The 11180-nt window shown below is 44.3% G+C and carries 4 protein-coding genes and 1 pseudogene; 1 reads left to right on the top strand and 4 read right to left on the bottom strand.

Annotated features, from left to right (window positions below):
- Positions 1 to 252, top strand: a pseudogene (locus T357_RS21510) (IS4 family transposase); the annotation flags it as partial.
- A gap of 170 nt (positions 253 to 422) precedes the next feature.
- Here the strand turns inward: T357_RS21510 and nifJ are convergent.
- From nifJ to leuS, 4 genes are all read right to left on the bottom strand, one after another.
- Positions 423 to 3950 (bottom strand): pyruvate:ferredoxin (flavodoxin) oxidoreductase, encoded by a 3528-nt coding sequence (gene nifJ / locus T357_RS0115080; RefSeq protein ID WP_031554433.1) that lies wholly within the window; start codon positions 3948 to 3950, stop codon positions 423 to 425.
- 396 nt (positions 3951 to 4346) lie between these two features.
- Positions 4347 to 6422, bottom strand: coding sequence for a VanW family protein (locus tag T357_RS0115075; protein WP_049962473.1), 2076 nt, complete (start codon positions 6420 to 6422; stop codon positions 4347 to 4349).
- Between the two features lie 229 nt (positions 6423 to 6651).
- Positions 6652 to 8541, bottom strand: a complete 1890-nt coding sequence (gene uvrC / locus T357_RS0115070) for an excinuclease ABC subunit UvrC (RefSeq protein WP_031554429.1) — start codon at positions 8539 to 8541, stop codon at positions 6652 to 6654.
- Positions 8542 to 8677: 136 nt separating this feature from the next.
- Positions 8678 to 11095 (bottom strand): leucine--tRNA ligase, encoded by a 2418-nt coding sequence (leuS, locus tag T357_RS0115065; protein WP_031554427.1) that lies wholly within the window; start codon positions 11093 to 11095, stop codon positions 8678 to 8680.
- Between the last annotated feature and the right edge of the window lie 85 nt (positions 11096 to 11180).

Here is an 11180-nt window from a genome sequence, read left to right as displayed (position 1 = left end):
TATCTTTCTGTATATCAAAGAAAAGATCAGGACGAACGTACGATAGGAGAAATCTTCTATGTACTGCTACAGGAAATGGAAGACATTACATTCCAACATTCTCTTTTCATACTCGTAGAGGCTATGACTGCAAGTATAAAGAACATACTTCATATCACAGACGAACAGGTTGAAGAAATCTATAAGGATTTCTTTTTCAGATTGCCTGAATATATGCAGGATGCTCTGACAAGTGATTACAAAGTGGCGTAATTGTATTTTTATAGTCTAGAATATAGAGTTTTCAAGGTACGATGTCCACTATTTATGTGGGAAGTTTAAGTTTATTAACTAAATATCTTTCATTGCTAAATAGTATCACAGAAAAAGAACAAAAAGAAGCCGGCTTTCGCCGGCTTCTTTTAAACTCTCTTTATATAATTTTAGTTATTGTAAAGATCGTTCAACTTCTTAAGGTGTGCATATCTAGCCTCTGACTCAGCCTGGTTCTGCTCATCGAGTGCCTTAGCTCTCTCAGGGTTCTTGAGACCAAGTGAAAGGTAACGAACCTCTCCCTTAAGGAAGTCCTGATATCCTGTGAAATCCGGCTCCTTAGAGTCAAGAGTGAACTTCTTGTCACCGCCGTTAGGGTTAAATCTGAAGTTATTCCAGTAACCTGTTGTAAGTGCAAGCTTCTCCTCTTCCATAGCCTTCGCCATGCCCTTCTTGATACCATGGTTGATACATGGAGCATAAGCAATGATAAGTGATGGACCTGGATAAGCCTCAGCCTCAGTAATAGCCTTAACTGTCTGAGCCATATCACCACCCATGTTGATATGAGCAACGTATACGTAGCCGTAAGACATTGCGATACCAGGGAGATCCTTCTTGCCTGTCTCCTTACCTGCTGCAGCAAACTGTGCTACTGCACCGGTAGGTGTTGACTTAGATGACTGTCCGCCTGTATTTGAGTAAACCTCAGTATCGAATACCATAACGTTGATATCCTTGCCTGAAGCAAGTACGTGATCAAGTCCGCCGAATCCGATATCGTAAGCCCAACCGTCACCACCGAAGATCCACTGGCTCTTCTTTGACAGGAAGTCCTTATTCTTTACAAGATCCTTTGAAAGATCATCAGTCTTGTCTGCAAGAGCTGCAACAAGCTTATCTGTAGCTGCACCGTTTGTAGCGCCTACTGAGAATGTATCAAGCCACTCCTGGCATACATCCTTAACAGATGCATCCTTCTCTGCAAGTGCCTCAACTTCCTTCTTAAGTCTGCCACGGATAGCATTCTGAGCAAGAAGCATACCATAACCAAACTCTGCGTTATCTTCGAAGAGTGAGTTATCCCATGCAGGACCCTGGCCCTTAGCATTTACTGTATAAGGTGTAGAAGGTGATGAGTTACCCCAAATTGATGAACATCCTGTAGCATTTGCAATGTACATTCTGTCACCGAAGAGCTGTGTGATGAGCTTAGCATAAGGTGTCTCACCACATCCGGGACATGCACCTGAGTACTCAAGAAGAGGCTTCTTGAACTGTGATCCCTTAACAGTTGTCTCCTTGAACTTAGCAACAACTTCGTCCTTCTCAGGAAGCTTCTCAGCATAATCGAAGAACTTCTGTCTGTCGAGTTCCTGTGCGATAGGCTTCATCTCGAGAGCCTTGTTGCCCTTCATACCAGGACATACATTTGCACAAGATCCGCAACCTGTACAGTCAAGAACAGATACCTTGATACCGAACTTGTAGCCAGGCATACCTGTCATATCCTTGAAAAGATCGCCTGCAGGTGCTGCTGCTGCCTCTGCCTCTGTATAAGCAAATGGACGGATAGCTGCATGAGGACATACATATGAACAGAAGTTACACTGGATACAGTTATCAGGATTCCACTGAGGAACGTTAACTGCGATACCTCTCTTCTCGTATGCAGCAGTTCCTGAAGGAGTTGTACCATCTACATAATCCTTGAATGCTGATACAGGGAGACCGTTACCTTCCTGAGCAGAAACAGCGTTCTGAATGTTGTTAACGAAGTCAAGAACTTCCTTCTTACCTTCTGTCTTATCCTTGAACTCAAGTCCCTCATCCTGTGCATTTGCCCAATCAGCAGGAATCTCGATCTTCTCGAATGCGTTAGCACCGGCATCAATAGCTGCCCAGTTCTTCTTAACGACATCCTCACCCTTACGGCCGTATGTCTTCTGAGCTGCATCCTTCATAAGCTTGTTAGCCTCTGCAGGAGGAATAATTCCTGTCAGTGTGAAGAATGCTGACTGAAGGATTGTATTGATACGAGTAGGGCCCATGCCTGTCTCGATACCGATCTTTACACCGTTAATGATGTAGAAGTTGATCTTGTGATCATACATGTACTTCTTAACCTGGCCAGGGATATGATCAGCGATCTCATCCTTGCTCCATACGCAGTTAAGGAGGAATGTACCACCGTCAACAAGCTCCTGTACCATGTTGAACTTTGTCATGTATGCAGGATTGTGGCAAGCTACGAAGTCTGCTCTCTTGATGAGGTATGTTGACTTGATAGGCTTCTTACCGAATCTGAGGTGAGACATAGTAACACCGCCGGACTTCTTTGAATCATAATCAAAGTAAGCCTGAGCGTACATGTCTGTGTTGTCACCGATGATCTTGATAGAGTTCTTGTTAGCACCTACAGTACCGTCAGCACCGAGACCCCAGAACTTACAGTTAACTGTTCCCTCAGGAGTAGTTGTAAGAGCAGGTCCGATAGGAAGAGAAAGATATGTTACATCATCGTTGATACCGATTGTAAATCTCTTCTTCTCTGTATTCTTATAAACTGCAACGATCTGTGCAGGTGTTGTATCCTTTGAACCAAGACCATAACGTCCTGAGAATACCTTAACGCCCTGGAACTTGCTGCCCTGAAGAGCTGCAACAACATCAAGGTAAAGAGGCTCACCGATAGAACCGGGCTCCTTTGTTCTGTCAAGAACAGTGATCTGCTTAACAGTCTCAGGAATAGCCTTAAGAAGAGCGTCTGTGCAGAACGGTCTGTAAAGTCTAACCTTAACTACACCGACCTTCTCGCCCTTAGCTGCAAGGTAATCGATTGTCTCTTCGATTGTATCGTTTACAGAACCCATAGCAACGATTACATGCTCAGCATCAGCTGCACCATAGTAATTGAAAAGCTTATAGTCTGTACCGATCTTAGCATTAACCTTGTCCATGTACTCCTGAACGATTGCAGGAAGTGCATCGTAGTAAGGGTTAGATGCCTCACGTGCCTGGAAGAAGATATCCGGGTTCTGAGCTGAACCTCTCTCTACAGGATGGTTAGGGTTAAGTGCACGAGCTCTGAACTCGTCAATGTACTCCCAGTCAACCATATCCTTAATATCTTCATAATCCCACTCTTCGATCTTCTGAATCTCGTGAGAAGTTCTGAAACCATCAAAGAAATTGATGAAAGGAATGCGTCCCTTAAGTGCAGCAAGGTGTGCTACAGGAGTAAGGTCCATGACTTCCTGTACGGAAGACTCGCAAAGCATAGCAGCACCGGTCTGACGGCATGCCATAACGTCTGAATGATCACCAAAGATGGAAAGTGCGTGAGATGCAAGTGCACGTGCAGATACATCAAATACGCCTGGAAGCTGCTCACCGGCAACCTTGTAGATATCAGGGATCATAAGAAGAAGACCCTGAGATGCTGTGAAGGTAGTTGTAAGAGCACCTGCAGCGAGTGATCCGTGAACTGCACCTGCAGCACCGGCCTCAGACTGCATCTCAGTTACCTGAACGGTCTCACCAAGAATGTTCTTTCTGCCTTCTGTTGCCCACTCATCAACATGCTCCGGCATAACTGATGAAGGGGTGATGGGGAAGATGGCGGCTACTTCTGTAAATGCATATGATGCATGTGCAGCAGCCTGATTACCATCCATGGTTTTCATTTTTCTTGCCATAAGAATTCCTCCTAAAAAATGAATCGTTACATGAATGTGATTTTATTATATGAACCTTAATAAAAAGGATATCATACTGTAGGAAATTATAGCATTTCCGCCGTAAAATGCAAAGAAATAGGACCTCGTACATGAAAAAATACAAGAAAAATGCATAAAAGAGCCAATTCCTAGCGATTTACTATAGTATATATTGTACAAAATCAAAAACAATATCCGATATGATCCGCTCAAAAAATTATTTCACCCCGATAATGTAATTTTCAGCTCTTCTAATCATCATGACATATTTCGAATATCCGTAATCCGCTGTTTTTTCAAGGGATTATGAAGTATAAAAAATACCGCATGTCTCCAACGACATGCGGTATCCGGTCTTTAAGATTTATCGGTTTTTCAACCACCCACTACAGGGCCTTCCTCAATAAGTCCTTCATTCAGAGAATCCCCCATTACAGGAACAGGTCCCTCGATATATTCATGAACGGTTTCGGCATTTGTTTCCGGACCGGGCGCAGGAGGCGCCTCATGTACAGACTCTTCCTCACTATCGGGCTCGCTGTTGTCCTCAGGTCTCTCAGTCTCCTCATGCTCAGACTGTTCTGGCTGCTCAGACTGTTCAGATGATGAAGTACTTTCTACCGATTCACTTGCCGGCACATAAACTATCTCACCGTTTTCATTTGTAACAGCAGTCAATCCTGCTGCCGCCGCTGATTCTGCAGCAAGAGACGCTGCGACCTCAGGCGAATATTTCTTAGGTGTGTGACCACTGTAATGTGTATAGTGATCCTTGACCTTCTCTGTAGTTCCGTCAGCATTGTGAATGATCTTATACGCCTGCCATTCCGAACCGGCACTTCCCTCTGACTCTGTTCCCTCAGTAATGATAACAGGATCCGGTACAGGAAGATCCATTGCCTTCTCAGAGACAAGTTCCCATGAAACGCCTTCAGGAAGAACCCTTACACCGTAAATCTGAGCATTCATAGTCTGATTCTCGTACCAGGTACGGATTCCGATAGCGTGATCAGAGTCATTAACAAACTTATAATCAGGTCCCGGCCAGGAAACCGTTGCATCCGTTCCGGGAGTAACGTATGTAGGCGCAAATGTGTGCGATCTTCTGTAGGTTGTGGTAAGTCCGGCGCGAAAAACAGCATTATATAGTGTGGATGAAACCTGGCACACACCTCCGCCAACCTCTGTAACAACCTCACCTTCGTTATAGGCCGGTGCTCCGCCGTATCCCTTTTCCTCAGTACGCTGACCCACAATCTGATTGAAAGAGAATTCCTCTCCCGGCTGAAGAACGGTACCGTTTATTGCTGCAGCCGCAGTCTTAATGTTCCCGTTACGGATAGAATTCGAAGTAGTATTAGTCGTGAAAGATCCGATTATCTTGTACTTATCCTTGATTGAATCCAGTGAAGCCGAAATCGTTTTTCCGTCAGCATCAATCTGAGATGAGTAATTATGATTATTTATGGCCTCCATAACTTTGGCAGCCGTAGTCTCAGCATTAAGCTCATAGCCGTCAACAGAGCCTCCGAAAACAAATTCACCCGTGGAACGATCATAAGAGGTTATGTCACCGTTTTTAGGATTCATCTTCCATACAGTGGCGAGCTGTGTCATGTAGTCATTTATCTGAGAGGTGAAATCCGGAAGTGCCAATGCATAGTCCGCAGCAACAACGCTTTCTGTCTCAGTGCTGCTCTCCGACTCATTTCCGGAAGAACTCTCCTCGGTTTCCTGAGACTCCTTTGATTTAATGTCTTCAAATATCTGTGTGATCATCTCATCAAGGTTTACTTCTATAAGGTCAGGCACATTGAAGCTTGATGCCTCAGGTCTTATGGTTATGGACGAATACGGATTTTTAACTTCAACTGTCTGCTCAGTTCCATCATTATCAGCCTGTATTCCGGCCTCTGCTGCAGTCTCTGAAGAGCTTTCACCGGAAGAAAAATCCGGCATACTGAACTCACTTAACAGGGGATTTGTATTGTTAACCACCAGATTCCATGTATACTGAGCCTTTATAGCCTCCTTAACCTGCTGCTGGTTCATTCCATTGATATTTAAAAGCTGAGCACCCTCTGCAAAAGAACTGATATCAAGATAAACATCCTCATGTATTGTGTTGGGATCCAATGTTTCTTCTACCGCATACGTAGTTTCTTCTATAGATGAATTAGACGATCCGCCTATACCACCCTTAAGTGCAAATACCAGTCCGCCCACCAATATAACTGCCGCAACGGCAGATCCTGCTATAATGCCGTAATTCGGTTCTCTTTCAGGTCTTCTGCTATACCGACTGTTAGAACTTCTTGTTGCATTATTCTGTGAGCTTACCCGGGAAGTAGTGCTCCTGCGTTCGCTCTGCTGTGAACCCCGGGCCCTGGATTGCCCGCGCGCCCTGGATGCCGGACGCTTTCCTCCATTATCTATATATCTGTCTGCCATAAAAAATATCTCCGTGTATGTAATACTTCCCGCCTATACAGGCAATGTGTGCTGTCCTCTGACAATCTCACAATGCTACAGCAATCACAGCAGGAAGTAAATCCTATTTTTACTCACATCATCTTATCAACAATAATTATTTTTGTATATTGTGATTTTCATTAAATACAAGACAGATTTATGTAAGAATAATGAACAGTTTTTCAACACAAATGCCCCATTATGTCTCTTATCGATTGTTGTGGAAGAAATCATATACCTGTCTCGCAGAATGATCATCCATGGAAGGACAGTCACTAAGTTCCTCCAAAGATGCCGTTCTTATATGGTCAATGTCTCCGAACCGTTTCATCAGAGCCTTCTTTCTCACCTCTCCCACGCCTTTTATATCATCCAGTAATGATTTTATCTGGCTCTTTTCCCTAAGTGAACGATGATAAGTGATGGCAAATCTGTGAACCTCATCCTGTATACGGGTGAGGAGTTTAAAGGCTTCGGTGTTCTCGCTGAGAGGCAGCTCCCGGTCGTCATACAAAAGAGCCCTTGTTCTATGATGATCGTCTTTTACCATACCGCATACTTCAACTGAGGTTATGCCAAGCTCATCAAGCACCTGCCTGCAGACATTAACCTGTCCCTTGCCTCCATCCATACAGATAAGATCCGGGAAGTTCGAAAAAGATCCCATGGTATTATCCTTTCCGGCGGCTGCATTATCCTTCATCTCACTAAGGCCATGTTCAAAGCGGCGGGTAAGCATCTCATACATGGATGCGTAGTCATCAGGCCCCTGAACCGATTTGATACGAAACTTTCTGTAATCATTGTTCTTGGGCTTTCCGTTCTGATATACAACCATGGAACCGACATTAAGAGCGCCCATGGTATTTGAAATATCGTAAGACTCGATGCGGATTGGAGGCTTCTCAAGGCCGATTATGTCCTGAAGCTCCTTAACCGCCTTGGCACATTTTGCATCCTGCTCACGATACTGCTGTCTGTATCGGTTCATAAGAATTCCGGCATTGGTGATAGCCAGTTCAACAAGCTTTTCCTTTTTGCCTATCTGAGGTGTGACAATGCTTACCTTTCTGCCCTTCTCGCGGGTAAGCCACTGTTCAAGTATGGTTTTTTCCGGCAGTTCAGTCTGCACCCATATTTCATGAGGGATAAACGGGGTTCCGTTATAGTACTGTTCTATAAAATCGTTAAGGATCTCTTCATCGGTTTCTTCCTGATCGATGTCCACAAACTGATGGTCTCTTCCTATGATCTTTCCGTCCCGGACGAAGAATATCTGAACGATGCAGTCCGAGAACTCTCTTCTCATACCTATGATGTCGCGATCTCCGGAATCGTAAGCCACAATCTTCTGTCTGTTCTGCACAGCTTCAATTGCCTTTATGAGATCCCTCATTTCCATGGCGGTTTCAAAATCCAGATTATCGGAGGCCCGCATCATCTTGCGATGAAGTTCCTTCACTATATCCTCATATTTTCCGTTAAGAAAATCTACGGCCTTATCCACCTGGATTTTATAGTCAGCCTTACTCTGTCTGCCAATGCAGGGACCGTCACACTGGTGGATATCATAGTACATGCACTTGTTGACAAGGGGTGCATCCTCCGAAAAAACTTTGTTGCAATTCCTTATGTGGAAAGTTCTTCTTATGAGATCGATAACCTCATTTACCTGATCATTGGAAGCATAGGGGCCGAAATATTTACCTTTATCCGTAGCTCTTTTCCTGACCTTCAAAACTCTCGGGTACTGTTCAAAGGTAACCTTGATATAGGGATAGGTTTTGTCATCTTTAAGAAGTGTATTGTATCTCGGTTTATGCTCCTTGATGAGATTGTTTTCCAGCATCAAAGCTTCAAGTTCGGAGTCTACCACTATATATTCGAATCTCTCCACCAGACTCACCATCTGCTGGATTTTTACTGATTTTTTATAGGACTTTTGGAAATACTGTTTTACACGGTTTTTCAGAACCTTTGCCTTCCCTACGTAAATGATCTCATCCTTTGGACCGTGCATCATATATACTCCGGGAAGTGCCGGCAGCTTTTTCAGTTCTTCATCAAAATTGAATTTGCTGTTATCTCTCATAGGCATCTCTTTCTAACTAAAACAATCCGCCGCAAACAAAAGTCTGCGGCGGATAAAATCATAACACGAAACTATAAATTCCGGTTAATTAAATTCTTAAATCTCTGTTTATAATTCCCGGAGAATATAAATCATCTCCTGATCACTTTACAACAAAGTTCAGTATCTTTCCTTTTACAAAGATAACCTTAACGATGTTCTTGCCCTCAAGGAATTTGTTGATCTGCGGATCAGCCTTCGCAGCCTCAACTGCTGCATCCTGATCTCCTTCAGCAGGGATGTCAACATTTCCACGTACTTTACCGTTAACCTGAACACCCATGTTGATGACTGCATCCTTGGTCTTCTCTTCATCATACTCCGGCCACTCAGCAAGAGTAAGAAGTCCCTCACCTCCGAGAGTCTCGAAGATTTCCTCTGTAAGATGAGGTGCAAACGGATGAAGCAGCTTGATAAATACAAGAAGGTCATTCTTTGTGATGGCGCCTGCCTTTGTAAAGTCATTGATAAGAGTCATCAAAGCCGCAATGGCAGTATTGAACTTCATACGCTCAATATCATCGGAAACCTTCTTGATGGTCTTGTGAAGCTTTGACTCAAGGCTTGCATCTTCCTTATCAAGAGTTGCGATATCTGTAAGTCCCGCAACACGGTCAAGGAAACGCTTAACACCACGTACACCTTCATCGCTCCATGGAGCAGCTGCTGTATAGTCACTCATAAAGAGAACATATGCACGAAGAGTATCTGCACCGTAAGTATCAACGATGTTCAGAGGATCGATAACATTACCCTTTGACTTGGACATCTTCTCTCCGTCAGGTCCAAGGATAAGTCCCTGATAGGATCTCTTTGCATAAGGCTCAGGTGTAGGAACCAGCTTCTGGTCATAAAGGAACTGATGCCAGAATCTTGAGTAAAGAAGGTGTCTTGTAACATGCTCCATACCACCATTATAGTGGTCAACCGGAAGCCAGTACTTAAGCTTTTCAGCATCGGCAAATGCCTTGTCATTGTTGGCATCGCAGAATCTCAGGAAATACCATGAAGAACCTGCCCACTGAGGCATGGTATCTGTCTCTCTCTTTGCTGCTCCGCCGCACTTAGGGCATGTGCAGTTTACGAAGCTTTCAATCTTTGCAAGAGGTGACTGGCCGTCTGTACCCGGCTCGAAGTTCTCAACATCCGGAAGTGTAAGGGGCAGCTGATCCTCAGGAACTCCGACAGTTCCGCACTCAGGACAGTGGATAAGAGGAATAGGCTCTCCCCAGTAACGCTGACGGTTGAATGCCCAGTCCTTCATCTTGTACTGAACGCCCTTGTGTCCGATGCCTCTCTCCTCGAGAACTGTAAGCATCTTTGCGATGGAATCCTTCTTATTTGTGAATCCGTTAAGGATGTCGGAGTTAACCATCTCGCCGTCGCCTGTGTATGCTTCCTTTTCGATGTCTCCGCCCTTTATAACTTCAACGATATCTACGCCGAACTTCTTGGCGAAATCGTAGTCTCTCTGGTCGTGAGCAGGAACCGCCATGATAGCTCCTGTTCCATAGCCCATCATTACATAGTCTGCGATAAATACAGGGATCTGCTTTCCTGTAACAGGATTTACAGCCTTAAGACCTGCAATCTTTACGCCGGTTTTGTCCTTTACAAGCTGAGTACGCTGGAACTCTGTCTTCTTGGCAGCGTCCTCACGATACTTCAGAACTTCATCCCAGTTTGTAATTTTGTCCTTGTACTTGTCAAGGGCAGGATGCTCCGGAGCAACAACCATGAAGGTTACTCCGTAAAGGGTATCGCATCTTGTAGTATAGATCTCAAGCTTATCGAGAACCGAACCATTGCTTTCATCTGCAAGCTCAAAGTTAACGAATGCGCCTGTTGAACGTCCGATCCAGCTTACCTGCTGCTGCTTGATGCTTTCAGGATACTCAACGTCGTCAAGACCATCCAGAAGTCTGTCTGCATATTTTGTAATCTTCAGGTACCAGACATCCTTTGGAAGCTGAACTACATCACTGTGGCAGATATCACACTTACCACCCTGTGAGTCTTCATTGGAAAGAACCACCTTACAATTTGGGCAATAGTTTACGAGAGTCTTTGCTCGGAATACAAGCCCCTTGTTAAAGAGCTGAAGGAAGATCCACTGTGTCCACTTATAGTAATCCGCATGTGAAGTTGCAATCTCTCTTGACCAGTCAAAAGAAAATCCAACCTGTCTCATCTGATCCTTGAAGTGATCGATATTCTTCTCTGTGATGATGTGCGGATGTGTATTGGTCTTGATAGCATAGTTCTCAGCAGGAAGTCCAAAGGAATCAAATCCCATAGGGAACAGAACGTTGTAGCCCTGCATTCTTCTCTTACGTGCAAGAACCTCGATACTTGAATATGCCTTGATATGTCCAACGTGCATTCCCGCTCCTGACGGATATGGGAACTCAACAAGTCCATACCATTTTGGACGCTTGTCAAAGTCCACTGCCTTGAAGGCATCAGCCTCTTTCCACTTTGTCTGCCACTTAGGCTCGATTTTCTTAAAATTATATTGCATAACCAATTTCCCCTTGTGAAATCATGTTGAAGTAACTTTTTTGCCTTCCGGCATCCCGACTTATCATAAGTCAGGAAAGTCAATA

Origin of the sequence: Oribacterium sp. FC2011 (assembly GCF_000701645.1) — a bacterium.
Taxonomy (GTDB): domain Bacteria; phylum Bacillota; class Clostridia; order Lachnospirales; family Lachnospiraceae; genus Oribacterium.
Note: the sequence above shows the minus strand (reverse complement) of the source record. Positions and strands in the feature narration are given on the sequence as shown.

Bases quoted from the DNA above. Each gene is read 5' to 3' on its own strand.
- nifJ (WP_031554433.1), bottom strand. From the start codon at position 3,950: ATGGCAAGAAAAATGAAAACCATGGATGGTAATCAGGCTGCTGCACAT.
- T357_RS0115075 (WP_049962473.1), bottom strand. From the start codon at position 6,422: ATGGCAGACAGATATATAGATAATGGAGGAAAGCGTCCGGCATCCAGG.
- uvrC (WP_031554429.1), bottom strand. From the start codon at position 8,541: ATGCCTATGAGAGATAACAGCAAATTCAATTTTGATGAAGAACTGAAA.
- leuS (WP_031554427.1), bottom strand. From the start codon at position 11,095: ATGCAATATAATTTTAAGAAAATCGAGCCTAAGTGGCAGACAAAGTGG.